The organism is Mesorhizobium sp. M0060 (assembly GCF_040323155.1).
Lineage (GTDB): Bacteria > Pseudomonadota > Alphaproteobacteria > Rhizobiales > Rhizobiaceae > Mesorhizobium.
The window spans coordinates 1-16,402 of the sequence record NZ_JAMYUP010000047.1; the positions used below are offsets into that span (position 1 = coordinate 1).

The following is a 16,402-nucleotide window of genomic DNA, read 5'->3' on the forward strand; positions in this document are numbered from 1 at the left end:
GGGCGCTCCCCCCCCGCGGGGGCCCCCCCCCCCCCCCTGGGGGGGTGGGGGGCCGGGCCCCCCCCCCCCGGTCGGGGGCACCCGCGCCCATACGAACCCCCCCTCTCGGGCCGCTTCGCGGCCACCTCTCCCCGCTTCGCGAGGGCGAGGAACCCAGGTCTTGCGAGCCCGGCCTTCCTTTGCGCCCCCCTCTGCCCCTCCGGCGTCTCGGAACAATCCCGCCAACCCTCCGTTCACCCCGAGGCCACATCATGCTAACCAGCACCCATGGCACAGAAGAAAGCATACGAGGTCGATTCATGGCTGGCGCGGCCGGATTCGCGCGTCTCGATCGTCCTGCTTTACGGCCCCGATCGCGGGCTGGTTGCCGAGCGCGCAAAGGCCTTCGCCGCCAAGACCGGCCTGCCGCTCGACGATCCGTTCTCGGTGGTCAGGCTGGACGGTTCGGAAGTCGATCGCGACGAGGGCCGCCTGCTCGACGAAGCGCGCACCGTGCCGATGTTTTCGGAGCGGCGCCTGCTATGGGTGCGCAATGCCGGCGCCCAGAAGGCGCTTGCCGACGATATCAAGGCGCTGACCGCCGAGCCCGCGCGGGACGCGATCATACTCATTGAAGCCGGCGACCTGAAGAAGGGCGTCGGCCTGCGCGCAGTTGTCGAAGCGGCGGACAATGCCATGGCATTGCCGTGCTATGCTGACGAAACCAGGGACATCGACACGGTCATCGACGACGAATTGCGCAAGGCCGGCATGTCGATGACGCTGGAGGCCCGGCAGGCGCTGCGCCGCAATCTCGGCGGCGACCGGCTGGCCTCGCGCGGCGAGATCGAAAAGCTGGTGCTTTATGCGCATGGCCAGACCGAAATCGGCCTCGACGACGTCAAGGCGACGTCTGGCGATGTCTCCGGCCTGTCCTTCGATGCGGCGGTCGACGCCCTGCTCGAAGGCAGGATCGCCGACTTCGACACCGCCTTCACCCGCCATTGCCAGTCCGGCGGCCAGCCTTTTCTGGTGCTGTCCTCGGCGATGCGGCAGTTGCAGACGATTCAGGCCATGCGCGGCCTGATGGACGCCGGCGGCCGCAATGCGGCGGCGGTCGTTGCCGCGGCGCGCCCGCCGGTCTTCTTCTCCAGACGAAAGCTGGTCGAGAAAGCACTCGAACGCTGGAGCAGCGAGGCCCTTGGCCGTGCTTTGACCCGATTGCAGACGGCTGTCCTGCAGACGCGCCGGCGACCGGATTTGTCGGTAGCGCTGGCGCGGCAGGCACTGCTCGGCATTGCCGTGGAGAGCAACAGGCTGGCGCAGCGCAACTGATCTCCCCCGTCACGGGGGAGATGTCGCCGAAGGCGACAGAGGGGGTCGCAGCGCGTGGAACGCCGACATCTTCTTCGCTTCCGCAAGGCGCCGGCGCTTGATGTGAGACGACCCCTTCTGGCCTGCCGGCCATCTCCCCCTCAAGGGGGGAGATTAACCGCTTCGACGATTTCGCCAATCACCGGCGCGGCCCTTCTCCTATTAAAAGACGGAACTGCCGATCTTAAGCCCAAACTTTATTTGCCGGCTAAAAGCCCTTGGCATTTTAGCAACCTACCTACTCTCGCTTCAGCCGCCGGCAAAGTTCATCGAGCTGCTCCAATGTCCGGTAGGCGACGCTAATCACGCCGCCGCGCTGGTTGTGCTCGATCGTCACGATCATACCGATCGTGTTGGTCATCAGCTTCTCCAGCGCCAGCGTGTCGGCATCCTTTTGCGGCGGTGCTGCGGGCTGTCGCTTAGCTGCCGGAGTGCCGACCGGCATCTGCGCCAGCGCTTCGGCCTGGCGCACCGAAAGCCCTTCGTCGACGATCCGCTTGGCGAGCCCCGCCGGGTCGTCGGCCGTCACCAGGGTGCGGGCGTGGCCGGCCGACAGGGCGCCATCGACCAGCATGTCGCGAATGACGTCGGGCAGCTTGAGCAGCCTCAGCGTATTGGCGACATGGCTGCGGCTCTTGCCGATCACCTGGCCGAGATCGGCCTGGGTGTAGCCGTGATCGTCGATCAGCTGCTGGTAGCCGAGTGCCTCTTCGACCGGGTTGAGGTCGGTGCGCTGGACGTTTTCGATGATCGCCAGCTCGAGCGCCGTGCGATCGTTGACGTCGCGCACGATGATCGGGATCTCGGTCAGGCCGGCGCGTTGCGCCGCACGCCAACGACGCTCGCCGGCGATGATCTCGTAGCGGCCCGGTTGGGTTTTCGACGGCCGCGCCACCACCGGCTGCACCACGCCGTGCTCACGGATCGACTGGGCGAGATCTGTCAGGTCGGCGTCGCCAAAATGCCGGCGCGGGTTTTTCGGATTTGGGCTGAGAAACTCGATCGGCACCTTGCCGTCGGCTGCCAGGCCCGGCTTTTCCGGTGCGGCCGGGCGATCGATTTCGCCGATTAATGCCGCCAGTCCCCGTCCCAGTCTTTTTCTCGAAGGATCTTCGTTCATCGTCCGTCCAGATCGTTTCGGTGTCGAATCGGCTTTATTGTTTACAACTGTTAGGCAGCACGCAACTTGCGCTCGCGGCGGATCACTTCCGACGCAAGCTGCAGATAGGCCTGGCTGCCCGAGCATTTGAGGTCGTAGAGAATCGCCGGCTTGCCATAGGACGGCGCCTCGGAAACGCGGACGTTGCGCGGGATAACGGTTTCATAGACCTTGTCGCCCATATGTGCCCGTACATCCTGCACCACCTGGTTGGCGAGATTGTTGCGCCCGTCGAACATGGTCAGCACGATGCCCTGGATCGTCAGGTCGGGGTTGATCGAGCGGCGCACCTGCTCCACCGTCTCCAGCAGCTGGCTCAGGCCCTCCAGCGCGAAGAATTCACACTGCAGCGGCACCAGCACCGAATCCGCCGCGGCCATCGAATTCAGCGTCAGCAGATTGAGCGAGGGCGGGCAATCGATCAGCACATAGCCGAAATTGGCCGAGCGCTCGGCCGAAGCCCGCAGCGCATTACGCAGCCGCAGCACCCGGTCCGGCGCCGATGCGATCTCCATCTCGATGCCGAGCAGGTCGAGCGTCGACGGCACGATCGACAGGCCGGGCACCGCCGTCGGAATTGCCGCCGCTTCGAGGTCGAGTTCGCCGGTCAGCACGTCATAGGACGAGACGGTGCGGTCCCGCCGGTCGATGCCAAGCCCGGTGCTGGCGTTGCCCTGCGGGTCGAGATCGACGATCAGCACCTGTTCGCCTATGGCGGCCAGCGCGGTGGCCAGATTGATGGCGGTCGTCGTCTTGCCAACGCCGCCCTTCTGGTTGGCGACGGTGATTATGCGGGGGCCGTTCTTCATCATGGGTTTATGCCAGAAATTCATTCGGGGGTCGCCGGTCACAAGCCAGGGTGCTGCCGCAAGTCAGACACTTCGAGAATGACGCCCTGCGCGTCGGTCACACTGGCATGTTCTACCAGATCGAACGACCATCGTTGAGCGCTTTCTGCCACTTCGGCGCGGTAATCCCGGCCTTTGTGAAACAGGCCGCGCGAACCCTTCGTCAGCCACGGCGCCGCCAAGTCGAGCAAGGCCGGCAGCGACGCCAACGCCCTGGCCGTGACGATTTGTGGTGCCGAAACAAGCCTGTAGCTGTCATCGATGCGGCGCGCGATGACCTTGGCAGGCAGGTTGAACTGTCCGACGACCGCTTGCAGGAACGATGCTTTTTTCCGGTTGCTTTCAACCAGATCGATGCTGGCTCGTTCGCGCTCAGCTAGCAGAAAGGCCAGCACAAGGCCGGGAAAACCGCCGCCGGAGCCCAGATCGACCCAGCGTTTCGCGTCTGGTTTGATTCGCGCCAGCTGCGCGCTGTCGAGGATGTGGCGGCGCCAGACATCGTCCTGCGTCGATTGCGCGGCCAGGTTGATCCGCCGATTCCATTTCTGGAAAACGGTCTCGAACTCGACCAGACGATCGAATGTTTCACGTGAAACCGGGCCCGCTGCCTCTAGCAGGCTCGCCCAGGACGCAGCGCTCACGCAACATCCCTTCGCGCGGCCGCCTCGGCGTTGCGCACATGTGCGACAATGATCGCCAGCGCCGCCGGCGTCATGCCTTCCATGCGTTGCGCATCGGCAATGGAGCGTGGCTGGCGTGCCAGCATCTTCTGCTTCAATTCATTGGACAGGCCGGGAACAGAGGCAAAGTCGAGCGATTCGGGTATAAGCCTGCTCTCCTCATGCCTGATCTGCGTGACGTCCGCCTGTTGGCGGTCGAGATAGACGGAATATTTCGCTTCCGTTTCAAGACGTTCGGCCGTTTTGGCGTCGATCGCGCCAAAAGCAGGTTCGATGCGCGCCAGCCAGGCGATGTCGACACCGGGATAGGCCAGCAACTCATAGGCCGAACGCCGCACCCCGTCTCGGTTGATCTCAAGGCCATGGCGCGCCGCCTCATTGGGAGTCATCGTGGTGCTGAGGGCGAGCTGTCGCGCTTTCTCAAGGTCTTGCACGACATTGTTGAACCGCTGCATTCGCTCCGGCGAGGCGATCCCCAGTCTCATGGCCAGAGGCGTCAGCCGCTCGTCGGCATTATCCGCCCGCAACGACAGCCGGAACTCGGCGCGCGAGGTGAACATGCGGTAGGGTTCGGCAATGCCGCGGCTGGTCAGGTCGTCGACCATCACCCCAATATAGGCTTCGGTGCGGCTGAGCACGATTTCATCGCTCGCCGAGGCCTTGCGCGCGGCGTTGAGGCCGGCGAGCAGCCCTTGCGCGCCGGCCTCCTCGTAGCCGGTGGTGCCGTTGATCTGCCCGGCGAGGAAAAGACCGGCGATCCGCTTTGTCTCCAGCGTTGGCTTAAGCTCGCGTGGGTCGACATGGTCATATTCGATGGCGTAGCCCGGCTGCAGCATGGTTGCCCGCTCCAGCCCCGGAATGGTCTTCAGAATATCCAGCTGCACGTCCTCGGGCAGCGAGGTCGAGATGCCGTTCGGGTACACCGTGTCGTCGTCCAGCCCTTCCGGCTCCAGAAAAATCTGGTGGCCTTCGCGGTCGCCGAACTTGACGATCTTGTCTTCGATCGACGGGCAATAACGCGGCCCGACACCTGCGATTGACCCGGAATACATAGCCGAGCGGCCGAGATTGGCACGAATCAGCTCATGCGTGGCATTGGTCGTGCGCGTAATCCCGCAATGGATCTGCGGGTTTTCGATACGGTCGGTGAGCAGCGAGAACGGCACGGGATCCTCGTCCGCCGCCTGGCTCTCGAGCGACGCCCAGTCGATCGTCCGGCCGTCCAGCCGCGGCGGTGTGCCGGTCTTCAGCCGTCCGAGCTTGAAGCCGGCGCGGCTCATCGTCGCCGACAGGCCAATACTCGCCTGCTCATTCATGCGGCCGGCGACGATCTTCTTCTCGCCGATATGGATCAGCCCGCGCAGAAAGGTGCCGGTCGTCAGCACCGCGGCACCGCAGGCGAGCCTGCCTCCATCCGCCAGCAGCACCGCCGCGATGCGCCCGTCGTTGATTTCGAAGTCCAGCACCTCGCCTTCGATGACATCGAGGCCGGCCTGCTGGCGAATTGCCGCCTGCATCGCGAGCCGGTAGAGCTTTCTGTCAGCTTGCGTTCGAGGACCGCGCACGGCAGGCCCTTTGCGGCGGTTGAGCAAACGGAACTGGATACCGGCCGCATCGGCGACGCGGCCCATCAGTCCGTCCATGGCGTCGATTTCGCGAACCAGGTGGCCTTTGCCGAGGCCGCCGATCGCCGGATTGCAGGACATCACACCGATCGTGTCGAAGCGCAGCGTCACCAAAGCCGTGTTCGCACCGGCGCGCGCGGCAGCGCTGGCCGCCTCGCAACCAGCATGGCCGCCGCCCACCACAACCACATCGTAGTGATCGGTCATTTTAGTGTTCCAGACTCAAAAGTGGTCGACACATGTCCCCGAGAGCCGGTGCTGTCAAGGACGCACGACGAATCGTTTCACGTGAAACAATGCAATCGGTGCGGTGGCACCGTGATTTGGCGGGATGGCAACCAGAGTTCATCGCTCCCTCAGCTGAGCATCGCGAAGCCTTCGAGATTGGCCAAAGCATCCCCCGCTTCCTCATCCCAGGGCGGAGCAGGAGCGAAGCGACGTCGCGACGACCCTGGGATGACGAAGCCGTGACGGCCTGCTCCAATCGCAAAGTTCGATTGACGGGACCGGTCTCCTCCTGCCGTCAACGCTCAACGTTTCACGTGAATCATCCAAAGCCGGCCAGCCTTGCAATGTTTCACGTGAGTCATTTCCCGATACAGAACTGCGAGAAGATCACGTCGAGCATGTCCTCGACATCGACGGCGCCGACGATTCGTCCGAGCCGGTCCGCCGCCAGGCGCAGTTCCTCGGCCCGCAGCTCCTGCCCGCGCTCGTCCGCCGTCAGGGCCGCCAGCAGGAAGCGCTTCGTTTCGTTAAGAAGCTCGACATGCCGCAGGCGCGACGGCAGGACATCGCCGGCCTGGCCGATCTGCGCCGCGGCGCGACGCCCGATCTCGCCCAGCAATTCCGTCACGCCTGTGCCGTCCCGCGTTGAGATAGCGATGTCATATTGCCCGGCAGGCGAGAGTGACTTGTCTCCCAGCAAATCCACCTTGGTTCCGACCCTCAATATCGGAATATCAGCCGGCGGCGCGCCGATTGCGAAGGGGGTGACCATGTCCTCCAAGACCAGCAACAAGTCGGCGCTATGCGCCTTGGCCTTGGCCTTCTCAATGCCGATGGCCTCGATCTTGCCAGGCGCCTCGCGCAGACCGGCAGTATCGGTTACCCTGACCCGCACCCCTTCAAGGTCCAGCACCACTTCGAGCAGATCGCGCGTCGTTCCCGGCTCGTCGGTGACGATCGCCGCCTCACGCCGCGCCAAAGCGTTGAACAGGCTCGACTTGCCGGCATTCGGTGCGCCGAGGATGACGACTTCGAACCCGTCGCGGATGATTTCGGCGGCACGAAAGCCGGCGACATGGCGCTCGATTTCGTCGATCATGGCCTGAACATCCGACCACACCGTATCGGCGACCGAACCGGGCACGTCGTCCTCATCGGCAAAATCGATCTCGGCCTCGACCATCGCGCGGGCATGGATCAGCCGCCGCCGCCAGCCCAGATAGAGCTCACTCTGCACACCTTCGGCGTTGTGCACGGCAAAGCGCCGTTGCGCCTCGGTTTCGGCGTTGATGAGATCTGCCAGCGCCTCGGTTTCGACCAGGTCGAGCTTGCCGTTGAGAAAAGCGCGGCGGGTGAATTCGCCCGGCTCAGCATGCCGGACGCCATCGAAGCCGGCCATCGTCTCCAGCATCTTCCCGACGACGGCGCGTCCGCCATGCACATGGAACTCGGCAATGTCTTCGCCGGTGAAGCTGTCGGGACCGGCAAAGAACACGACGAGGCCGCTGTCCAGCACCGATCCGTCCGGCGCCCGGAACTTGCGATAGGTGGCGACGCGGTTCGGCACCATCGACCCGGCGATCGTTTCGATTGCGAATCGACTCTGCGGCCCCGAAATCCGGATCACTGCAATGCCGGCCGGCAGGCGCCCGCTCGACAGCGCTACGATGGAGTCTTTTGAAATCATTTGCCCGCTCTGCCGAAGCGCCCTAGCTATGCCTGTTCAATCCGCCCATCGAGTTGCGCCGTGACATTGCCTGCACAAAACCTGCTTGCCGAAGAGGCCAGTCCCTATTTGCAGCAGCACAGCGGCAATCCGGTGTACTGGCGGCCATGGTCGCCCGCCGCTCTGGCCGAAGCAAAGGCGCTGGAGCGTCCGATCCTGCTCTCTGTCGGCTACGCCGCTTGCCACTGGTGCCACGTCATGGCGCATGAGAGCTTCGAGAACGACGACGTCGCCGCCGTCATGAACCGTCTGTTCGTCAATATCAAGGTCGACCGCGAGGAGCGCCCTGACATCGACCAGATCTACATGGCGGCGCTATCCTCTATGGGTGAGCAGGGCGGCTGGCCGCTGACCATGTTCCTGACCCCGGATGGCAAGCCGTTCTGGGGTGGCACCTATTTTCCACGCGAAGCCCGTTACGGCCGCCCGGGCTTTGTCCAGGTGCTGGAGGCGGTCGACAAGGCGTGGCGAGAGAAAAGACAGGGCGTTAGGCAAAGCGCCGATGGCTTGACCGCGCATGTCGAGGCGCGGCTGGCGAGCATACATCGCAAGGCCGTGCTCGACCGCGACACGCTGACGAAGCTCACCAACGGCATTGACGGCATGATCGACAGGGATTTGGGCGGCCTGCGCGGCGCGCCCAAATTCCCCAACGCGCCGTTCATGCAGAGCCTCTGGCTGTCCTGGCTGCGCGACGGCACCGCATCGCACCGCGACGCCGTCCTCCTCAGCCTCGAAAAGATGCTGGCCGGAGGCATCTACGACCACATAGGCGGCGGCCTCAGCCGCTACTCGACCGACGCCGAATGGCTGGTGCCGCATTTCGAAAAGATGCTCTACGACAATGCCCAGCTCGTCCGCCTGTGCAATTGGGCCTATGCGGCGACCGACAATGAATTGTTCCGGTTGCGAATCGAAGAGACCGTCACCTGGCTGTTGCGCGAAATGCGCGTCGAGAGCGGTGCATTCGCCGCCAGCCTCGATGCCGACAGCCAAGGCGAGGAGGGGCTCTTCTACACCTGGACCAGGGATGAGATAGAAGCCGCTCTCGGCGACGAATCCTCTTTGTTTTTCAACCACTTCCCGCTTTCCAGCCCGCATGGTTGGGAGGGCAAGCCGATCATCCACCAGACCGAAACCCAGCAGCCCCAAAGCGTGGCTCACCGCGAGCAGCTCGTTCCGCTGAGGGAAAAATTGCTGGCGGCAAGAGAACAGCGTATCCGGCCGGGACGTGACGGCAAGGCCTTGACCGATTGGAACGGCCTGATGATTGCAGCCCTTGCCGAGGCGGGACGGTCGCTTGGCCGTGCCGACTGGATCGAAGCGGCGGAAGCGGCCTTTGCCGCCATTGCGGGTGCCGGACGTGACAGCCGCCTGCCGCATTCGATGCTCGGCGCAAAGAAGCTGTTTCCGGCTCTGTCGAGCGACTATGCCGCCATGGCCAATGCGGCGGTCTCGTTATTCGAGGCGACCGGCCGTTCCAGCTATGCCCATCGGGCCAGTCAATTCCTCGAACAGCTCGACCTCTGGCATCAGGACAGCGACAAGACCGGCTATTATCTGACCGCATCGGACAGCACGGATGTGCCGATCCGCATCAGGGGCGATGTCGACGAAGCCATTCCCTCAGCCACCGGCCAGATCATCGAAGCCATGGTCCGATTGTCCTCGCTTTCCGGCGATCTCGATCTCTGGGAAAAAGCCTGGACAGTCGCCGAGCACGCAGCCGGGCGGGCGGAGCATCAGCCTTACGGCCAGGCGGGAATCGTCAATGCCTGTGCCCTGGCGCTCGAGCCGCTGAAACTGGTGATCGTGGACAACCTGCCCAAACCGCAGCTCGTTCCGGTAACGAATCGAAACCCGGATCCGCGCCGTGTCGACATAGTCGTACCGGTCGGCGCGGCGACAAACCTGCCAATGCTCCCAGGTGGCGTTCTGCCGCCAACCGGTAAGCCCGGCGCCTGGTTGTGCACGGGGCAGGTCTGCCTGCCGGTGATAACGGACGCTGAGGAGCTCGAACGGCGGTTGCGGCGCGGATAGGTAAGGGCGCCAGAGACGCGGGGCAATCGCCCCGGATGTTTGCGCTGCCCCTCACCTGCCTGCCGACATCCTCTCCCTGTAGGAGAGGGACACTCTCATCGACGATTTCGCCAATCTTCAGCGGATGCCAGGGTTGCGGCCAGCTTCTTTCTCCCCGTTTACGGGGAGAAACGCCCGGCAGGGCAATGAAGGGCGGAGCCGGCATCGACGATTGGTCATCTCCAATACGTTGGATGCCTATTCCTGGCGCCCCACCAGCCCTTACGTATTCATCGAATCGAAGAAGTCGGCATTCGTCTTGGTCTGCTTCAGCTTGTCGATCAGGAACTCGATGGCGTCGGTCGTTCCCATCGGCGCCAGGATGCGGCGCAGCACGAAGATCTTCTGCAGGTCCTGGCGCGCGACCAGCAGGTCCTCCTTGCGGGTGCCGGATTTGAGGATGTCCATGGCCGGGTAAATGCGCTTGTCCGCCACCTTGCGGTCGAGCACGATTTCCGAATTGCCGGTGCCCTTGAACTCTTCGAAGATGACCTCGTCCATGCGGCTGCCGGTGTCGATCAGCGCCGTCGCGATGATGGTCAGCGAGCCGCCTTCCTCGATATTGCGGGCAGCACCGAAGAAGCGCTTCGGCCGTTGCAGCGCGTTGGCGTCGACACCACCGGTCAGCACCTTGCCGGATGACGGCACCACGGTGTTGTAGGCGCGGCCGAGGCGGGTGATCGAGTCCAGCAGGATGACGACGTCACGGCCGTGCTCGACCAGGCGCTTGGCCTTTTCGATGACCATTTCGGCGACTTGAACGTGCCGCACCGCCGGCTCGTCGAAGGTCGAGGAGACGACCTCGCCCTTCACCGAGCGCTGCATGTCGGTGACCTCCTCCGGCCGCTCGTCGATCAAAAGCACGATCAGATAGCATTCCGGATGGTTGGTGGTGATCGAGTGGGCGATGTTCTGCAGCAGCACCGTTTTGCCGGTGCGCGGCTGCGCCACGATCAGGGCACGCTGGCCCTTGCCGAGCGGCGCCACCAGGTCGATGACGCGCGCCGAAATGTCCTTCGAAGTCGGAACCTCCATTTCCATCTTCAGCCGCGACGTCGGATAAAGCGGCGTCAGATTGTCGAAATGGATCTTGTGGCGGATTTTTTCCGGGTCGTCGAAATTGATCGTGTTAACCTTGAGCAGCGCAAAATAACGCTCGCCTTCTTTCGGGCTGCGGATCGGGCCTTCGACGGTATCGCCGGTCTTCAGCGAGAACCGCCGGATCTGCGACGGCGAAATATAGATATCATCCGGACCCGGCAGATAATTGGCATTGGCAGAGCGCAGGAAACCAAAACCGTCCTGCAGCACCTCGACGACGCCGTCACCGATGATCTCGATATCCTGGGTCGCCAACCTCTTCAGGATCGCGAACATAAGCTCCTGCTTGCGCATGACGCTGGCATTCTCGACTTCGAGCGATTCCGCATAAGCAATCAGCTCTGGCGGTTTCTTGTTCTTGAACTCTGTGAGTTTCATTTCTTGCATCATTAGACGGACTCTGAGTAAGCTTTGGGAAAAATATCGGCGGGATGCGACAAATGCCGGGCGCGGCCGAAGCGATGAATGGGCGGCGCATGACGGGAAGGAAGACCCGTCTTTTATCGTCGGTCGACTGAAAGAGCAAGCCGCCTTTTGCGGATCGTCGAGGCGTCAGAATGGCTTCACGATAACCAGGACAACGATGACGATCATCAGCAATGTGGGGATTTCGTTGACCATCCGCCAGTGCCTTGCCGGTTTTTCATTGCGGTCCTCGGCAAATTTGCGGACCGCGCCGGCAAGATAGCCATGCACAGCGGAAAGACAGAGCACCGCCGCGATCTTGGCATGCAGCCAACCGCCCTGAAAACCAAAGCCTTTCCAGGCAAGCCACAGGCCGAATGCCCAGGTGATCACCATTGCCGGATTGATGATGCCGCGCAGCAGGCGACGCTCCATCACCTTGAAAGTCTCCGACTGAACCGAGCCTTTTTCTGCATCGGCATGATAGACCAGCAAGCGCGGCAGATAGAGCATGCCCGCCATCCAGGAGATGACGGCAATCACATGGATCGCCTTCGCCCAGGGATAGAAATCATCGGGCCCGAAGAGAAACAGCAGCCCAGCCAGCACGACGAAAATGACGACCGCAATTGCCGCGCGGCGCATCGCCGCCTTGCCGCTATTGGCGCCGCTGTTCGTATCGTCCGCGCCCATCATCGTCACGATGCGCTCCGCACCAGTTTCACCATCTGCTCGACATGCGCGAGCGGCGTCTCCGGCGTGATGCCGTGGCCAAGGTTGAAGATCAGCGGTCCGCCCCCTAACGCCCCCAGGATCGCCCCCACGCCGTCGGCAAGCGCCTTGCCGCCGGCTACCAGCCGCAGCGGATCGAGATTGCCCTGCACGGCGCCATCACGCTGCAATTCCCGCGCCACGGCCAGCGGCACGGTCCAGTCGAGGCCCAGCCCCGTCACGCCGGTCTTCTGGCGATAGCTCCGGTAGTGATCTCCTGCACCCTTGGGAAAGCCGATGATCGGGACGTCGGGATGAACGGCTCGGACCTGCCTGACGATCTCGGCCACCGGCTGGACGCAGAATAATTCGAAAGACGCTTCGTCGAGCACGCCGGACCACGAGTCAAAGATCTGCACCACGTCGGCGCCGGCCTCGATCTGCCGGATCAGATAGGCAGCCGAATGATCGGCGAGCACCGTCAGCAGCCGAAGAAAGGCCGCCGGCTCGCGATAGGCGAAAAGCCGCGCCGGCGCCTGGTCGGGCGTGCCATGGCCGGCGATCATGTAGGTCGCCACCGTCCATGGCGCTCCGCAGAAGCCGATCAGCGTCGTTTCCCCAGGCAGTCTGGCGCGCAATCGCCGCACCGTCTCGTAGACCGGTTCGAGATTCACGTGAAACGTTTCGCCGTCGAGAGCCTCGATCTCCGCCGCCGAGATCGGCGTCAGCAGCGGCCCGCGTCCTTCCTCGAAGCGTACGTCGCGGCCGAGCGCATGCGGCACGACAAGGATATCGGAAAACAGGATCGATGCATCGAAGCCGAAGCGTTCGATCGGCTGCAGCGTCACTTCCACCGCAAGGTCGGGATCGTAGCAAAGATCGAGGAACGATCCGGCCCGTTTCCTCGTCTCCCGATATTCCGGCAGATAGCGGCCAGCCTGGCGCATCATCCAGAGCGGCGGCGGAAATGCTGCCTTGCCTCTCAACACGTCCAGCACGATGCGGTTTTGGGGCATTGAGCGCTCGCCTTTCCAGGCTTCCCTATAATTAAATATATTATTTTTAGGAATCTTATGATTCTAAGAGTCTGTTGGTTGTGGTGGTTGTCTCCTGTCCCGCTTTGCCTGCGAAAAGACCAGCCAGCATATTGTCGCGCGCTTCTCCAACGGGATTGCAGAACTTTGTGGAAAGCCGCGAATTTCCGACTGAAGTCAACGCGTTGCCGCCAGGCCAAAGAAATTGCCCCTGTGGATGAAGCGAAGGCAAAAGGCTCCGTCCCCGGACTTGTCCCCAATCGCCCGGAGAAGCCGACAGCGCATCGAATTGTGGACAACCCGGCATCTGATACAGTCGCTTGGCGGTGGCCGAGTTTTCCGCCCGGCTTATCCACATCGGCCCACAGCCTGGAATGTATCCTGTGAACAAACCGCAGAGCTTCTTTCACCTTCACCTGATTTCCGACGCCACCGGCGAAACGCTGCTGGCCGCCGGCCGCGCGGCTTCCGCGCAATACAAGGATGCGCGCGCCATCGAGCATATCTACCCGCTGATCCGTACTGAAAAGCAGGTGGCAAAAGTGTTCGAGGACATCGAGGAGGAGCCGGGCATCATCCTTTACACCGTCGTCGACCAGAGGCTTGCCCGTGGCATCGACGAACGCTGCGCGGCGATGGGCCTGCCTTGCGTCTCGGTGCTGGAACCGGTGCTGACTGTGTTCCAGTCCTATCTCGGCACGCCGGCCGGTCGCCGCGTCGGCGCCCAGCATGTGCTGGACGCCGAATATTTTCGCCGCATCGATGCGCTCAACTTCACCATGGAGCATGATGACGGCCAGCTGCCGGCCAATATGGATGATGCCGACATCGTGCTCGTCGGCATTTCGCGCACCTCGAAGACGCCGACCAGCATCTATCTCGCCAATCGCGGCATCAAGACCGCCAACATCCCGATCGTGCTCGGCGTGCCGGTGCCGGAAAGCCTGGTCGACGCCAGGAGGCCGCTGATCGTCGGCCTGGTTGCCACTGCCGAGCGCATTTCCCAAGTCCGGCAAAACCGCGTTCTCGGCACCAGCGCCTACGAACCGACCGACTATGTCGACCGTGCCGCGATCGCCGAAGAGCTCGCCTATGCCCGCCAGATCTGCACGCGGCATGGCTGGCCGATGATCGACGTCAGCCGCCGGTCGATCGAGGAGACCGCGGCGGCTATCGTTGCCCTGCGCGGCAAGACGCGCTAGGGCGTGTGATATTCAGGTGATGCCGGCCTGCAAACGGCGGCTTCCTGCGCTTCCGGTGCTCACGTACCAAAAGTACGCTCCGCTCCGGTTCTCGGAAGCCACCATTTTCGGCTCGGCCTGACCTGAATCTCGACTCACCCTTGTGAGGGTCAGGAATCAGGCGACAAAAATGGCTGAAAAAATCATCCTTGCCTCGGGCAGTCCATTCCGCAAGGCGCTGCTTGTCAACGCCGGCATCGCGGTCGAAGCGGTTCCGGCGGCTGTCGACGAACGTGCGCTGGAGGCGCCGCTGCAAAACAGTGGCGTGTCGCCGGAGGACGTTGCCCTGGTGCTTGCCGAGGCCAAGGCCACCGAGGTCAGCGAGCGCAAGCCCGGCGCCCTGGTGCTCGGCTGCGACCAGACGCTGTCGCTCGGCGACGAGCTGTTCCACAAGCCGGCCGACATGGAGGGCGCGCGCCGCCATCTGCTCACGCTGTCGGGCAAGACCCATCACCTCAACAGCGCTGTCGTGCTCGCCCGCGACGGCGCGGTTCTGTGGCGGCATGTCGGCATCGCCAGCCTGACCATGCGCAAGCTCGATCCGGCCTTCATCGGCCGCCATCTGGCGCGCGTCGGCGCCAAGGCGCTGTCCAGCGTCGGCGCCTACCAGATCGAAGGCGAGGGCATCCAGCTGTTCGAAAAAATCGAAGGCGACTATTTCACCATTGTCGGCCTGCCGCTTTTGCCGGTGCTGGCCACGCTGCGCGAGCTCGGGGCGATCGATGGCTGAGGCCTCGAAAAAGGCGTTTGTCACCGGCCACCCGATTGCGCATTCCAGGTCACCGAAAATCCACGGCTACTGGCTGGTGAAATACGGCGTCGACGGCAGCTATCAGGCCATTGACGTCGCGCCGGAGGCCTTTGCCGAATTCCTGCAAACGCTGCAGGCCGGTGGCTTTCGCGGCGGCAATGTCACCATCCCGCACAAGGAGGCCGCCTTTGCATTGGCAGCGCGCCGCGACGACGACGCCGAACAAATCGGCGCCGTCAACACGCTGTGGTTGGAGGATGGCGAATTGTGGGGTGGCAACACCGACGCCCATGGCTTTGCCGCCAATCTGGACGAGTATGCACCGGGCTGGGCGGCCAACGGCCCGGCCGTGGTGCTCGGCGCCGGCGGCGCCGCTCGCGCCGTCGTCCATGTGCTCAAGCAGCGCGGCGTCAGCGATATCCGCATCGCCAACCGGACGCTTGCGAGGGCGCAGGACTTGCGCCGGCGCTTCGGCGCCGGCGTCTCCGCCCACAACATCGCGGCGACCGGCGAATTGCTCAAGGATGCCGGCCTGCTGGTCAACACCACCGCACTCGGCATGCATGGCAATGAAGGCCTGCCCGCCGATCCGGGCAAACTGCCCGACCGCGCCATCGTCACCGACATTGTCTATGTGCCGCTGGAGACGCCGCTGCTTGCCGCAGCCAAAGCGCGCGGATTGAAGACCGTCGACGGGCTCGGCATGCTGCTGCATCAGGCGGTGCCCGGCTTCGAGCGCTGGTTCGGCACCAGGCCAGAAGTCACCGCCGAGCTGCGGCAAATGATCATTGCCGATATCGGCGCAATAAAATGATCGTGCTTGGTCTCACCGGATCGATCGGCATGGGCAAGTCGACCACGGCCAAGATGTTTGCCGAGGCCGTCGTGCCGGTCCATGATTCCGACGAAGCGGTGCATCGCCTTTATGCCGGCAAGGCCGCGCCCCTGGTCGAGGCGGCCTTTCCCGGAACCACCAGATCCGGTGCGGTCGATCGCACAAAGCTGGCGGAGCGGGTGCTCGGCGACGCCGCCGCGCTGAAACGGCTGGAAGCGATCATCCATCCGCTGGTCCGGGCCGACGCCGATGCCTTTCTGGCTCGAAACCGTGCCGCCGGCGCGCCGCTTGTCGTGCTCGATATCCCGCTGCTGTTCGAAACCGGCGGCCGGGATCGCGTCGACAAGGTCGTGGTCGTCACCGCACGACCTGAGATCCAGCGCGCCCGCGTGCTGGCGCGGCCAGGCATGAGCGAGGAGAAACTGGCGTCGATCCTGGCCAGGCAGGTTCCCGACGCCGAAAAGCGCCGGCGCGCCGATTTCGTCATCGACACCGGCCAAGGGTTCGATGCGGCGCGCGCGGCGGTCAAGGCGATTATTGCCGAACTAGTCGGGGATAAGGCAGCTAGGCCTGGTTAAGAGGCTTGCAGCCGAAATTACCTGTTGCCATTTTGTTCCGGGTGTGAT

General features: G+C 63.4%; 14 protein-coding genes. 6 read left to right on the plus strand and 8 right to left on the minus strand.

From position 1 onward, the window contains the following. Window positions 1–267: 267 nt before the first annotated feature. A complete protein-coding gene (holA, locus tag NKJ94_RS28635) occupies window positions 268–1,314 on the plus strand; it encodes a DNA polymerase III subunit delta (RefSeq protein ID WP_352529936.1) in 1,047 nt (348 codons plus the stop codon). Window positions 1,315–1,591: 277 nt separating this feature from the next. On the opposite strand, the gene NKJ94_RS28640 is transcribed toward holA, so the two are convergent. The 5 genes from NKJ94_RS28640 to mnmE form a co-directional block, all read right to left on the minus strand. Beyond that, on the minus strand, window positions 1,592–2,473 hold the full coding sequence (locus tag NKJ94_RS28640; protein ID WP_352529938.1) for a ParB/RepB/Spo0J family partition protein: 882 nt from the start codon (window positions 2,471–2,473) through the stop codon (window positions 1,592–1,594). Between the two features lie 50 nt (window positions 2,474–2,523). Next, window positions 2,524–3,324 (minus strand): ParA family protein, encoded by an 801-nt coding sequence (locus NKJ94_RS28645; protein ID WP_084642633.1) that lies wholly within the window; start codon window positions 3,322–3,324, stop codon window positions 2,524–2,526. Between the two features lie 35 nt (window positions 3,325–3,359). Next, a complete protein-coding gene (gene rsmG, locus NKJ94_RS28650) occupies window positions 3,360–4,001 on the minus strand; it encodes a 16S rRNA (guanine(527)-N(7))-methyltransferase RsmG (RefSeq protein ID WP_352529940.1) in 642 nt (213 codons plus the stop codon). Continuing rightward, entirely contained in the window at window positions 3,998–5,872 is a 1,875-nt protein-coding gene (gene mnmG, locus NKJ94_RS28655; protein ID WP_352529942.1) for a tRNA uridine-5-carboxymethylaminomethyl(34) synthesis enzyme MnmG, read from the minus strand. The genes rsmG and mnmG overlap by 4 nt, the downstream gene beginning before the upstream one ends. A 379-nt stretch (window positions 5,873–6,251) precedes the next feature. Continuing rightward, a complete protein-coding gene (mnmE, locus tag NKJ94_RS28660; protein WP_352529944.1) occupies window positions 6,252–7,580 on the minus strand; it encodes a tRNA uridine-5-carboxymethylaminomethyl(34) synthesis GTPase MnmE in 1,329 nt (442 codons plus the stop codon). Window positions 7,581–7,640: 60 nt separating this feature from the next. Between mnmE and NKJ94_RS28665 the strand changes: the two genes are divergently transcribed. Then, window positions 7,641–9,659 carry a thioredoxin domain-containing protein gene (locus NKJ94_RS28665; RefSeq protein ID WP_352529946.1) on the plus strand — a complete coding sequence of 673 codons (2,019 nt, stop codon included), beginning with the start codon at window positions 7,641–7,643 and terminating at the stop codon, window positions 9,657–9,659. A gap of 261 nt (window positions 9,660–9,920) precedes the next feature. Here the strand turns inward: NKJ94_RS28665 and rho are convergent, their stop codons facing one another. The 3 genes from rho to hemE all read right to left on the minus strand — a co-directional run bounded on the left by rho (window position 9,921) and on the right by hemE (window position 12,931). Continuing rightward, window positions 9,921–11,186 carry a transcription termination factor Rho gene (gene rho / locus NKJ94_RS28670; RefSeq protein WP_292407921.1) on the minus strand — a complete coding sequence of 422 codons (1,266 nt, stop codon included), beginning with the start codon at window positions 11,184–11,186 and terminating at the stop codon, window positions 9,921–9,923. 165 nt (window positions 11,187–11,351) lie between these two features. Continuing rightward, a complete protein-coding gene (gene hemJ, locus NKJ94_RS28675) occupies window positions 11,352–11,900 on the minus strand; it encodes a protoporphyrinogen oxidase HemJ (protein ID WP_352530014.1) in 549 nt (182 codons plus the stop codon). A 2-nt stretch (window positions 11,901–11,902) separates the two neighbouring features. Continuing rightward, window positions 11,903–12,931 (minus strand): uroporphyrinogen decarboxylase, encoded by a 1,029-nt coding sequence (hemE, locus tag NKJ94_RS28680; RefSeq protein WP_352529948.1) that lies wholly within the window; start codon window positions 12,929–12,931, stop codon window positions 11,903–11,905. A gap of 401 nt (window positions 12,932–13,332) precedes the next feature. Here hemE and NKJ94_RS28685 point away from each other — a divergent pair, with 401 nt between their 5' ends. From NKJ94_RS28685 to coaE, 4 genes are all read left to right on the plus strand, one after another. After that, on the plus strand, window positions 13,333–14,151 hold the full coding sequence (locus tag NKJ94_RS28685; protein ID WP_352529950.1) for a pyruvate, water dikinase regulatory protein: 819 nt from the start codon (window positions 13,333–13,335) through the stop codon (window positions 14,149–14,151). 169 nt (window positions 14,152–14,320) lie between these two features. After that, the gene (locus NKJ94_RS28690; RefSeq protein WP_352529952.1) at window positions 14,321–14,920 is read left to right on the plus strand and encodes a Maf-like protein; all 600 of its coding nucleotides are present in this window, start codon (window positions 14,321–14,323) and stop codon (window positions 14,918–14,920) included. Beyond that, the gene (locus tag NKJ94_RS28695) at window positions 14,913–15,755 is read left to right on the plus strand and encodes a shikimate dehydrogenase (protein ID WP_352529954.1); all 843 of its coding nucleotides are present in this window, start codon (window positions 14,913–14,915) and stop codon (window positions 15,753–15,755) included. The genes NKJ94_RS28690 and NKJ94_RS28695 overlap by 8 nt, the downstream gene beginning before the upstream one ends. Continuing rightward, window positions 15,752–16,354: a dephospho-CoA kinase gene (gene coaE, locus NKJ94_RS28700; RefSeq protein WP_352529956.1), complete on the plus strand. Its 603-nt coding sequence runs from the start codon at window positions 15,752–15,754 to the stop codon at window positions 16,352–16,354. The genes NKJ94_RS28695 and coaE overlap by 4 nt, the downstream gene beginning before the upstream one ends. Window positions 16,355–16,402: the final 48 nt, after the last annotated feature.